Genomic DNA, 775 nt, shown 5'->3' with positions numbered 1-775 from the left:
GACAACGTCGCTGCGTTCGACGAGATCGAGTACACGCCACATGTCGTCGGCGCCCAACCCGATCGTGAGTTGGCTACCACCGTCATGGGCCAGGAACTCTCGTTCCCGGTGATGATCTCCCCGACGGGCGTGCAAGCCGTCGATCCCGACGGCGAGGTCGCGGTGGCCCGGGCAGCAGCGGCTCGTGGAACCGCAATGGGGTTGAGTAGCTTCGCATCTCACCCGATCGAAGAAGTCACAGCAGTCAACGACAAGATCTTCTTCCAGATCTACTGGCTCGGCAGCCGCGACGACATCCTCGCCCGCGCCATGCGTGCCAAGGAGGCCGGCGCGAAGGGCCTCATCGTCACCACCGACTGGGTGTTCAACATCGGTCGCGACTGGGGAAGCCCCGAGATCCCTGAGAAGGTCGACTTCAAGGCGCTGCTGCGGCTGGCACCGGAGATCGCGGTCAAGCCACGCTATGCACTCGACTGGATTCAGGACGGCAAGATCATCATCCCCGACCTGACCGCGCCGAACGTCTCCAAGGGCAAGGGACAGCCGGGACCGACGTTCTTCGGCGCCTACGGCGAGTGGATGAACACCCCGCCGCCCACCTGGGACGACCTGCAGTGGCTGCGCGAGCAGTGGGACGGACCGTTCATGGTCAAGGGCGTCACGAGGCTCGACGACGCCAAGCGCGCCGTCGACATCGGCGCCACGGCACTGTCGGTCTCCAACCACGGTGGTAACAACCTCGACGGCACTCCCGCCACGATTCGCCTTCTACCGG

The 775-nt window shown here is 64.9% G+C and carries 1 protein-coding gene; it reads left to right on the top strand.

What is annotated here, in order from left to right; genetic code table 11:
* Positions 1 to 775: alpha-hydroxy-acid oxidizing protein (locus B3T59_RS18120; RefSeq protein WP_287004600.1), on the top strand; the 775-nt coding region annotated here is incomplete at both ends.

This window comes from Gordonia sp. UBA7860 (assembly GCF_002500165.1).
In the GTDB taxonomy this organism is placed as follows: Bacteria; Actinomycetota; Actinomycetes; order Mycobacteriales; family Mycobacteriaceae; genus Gordonia; species Gordonia sputi.
The sequence above is the reverse complement of the archived record's forward strand: the minus strand, read 5'-3'. Positions and strand labels throughout refer to the sequence as shown.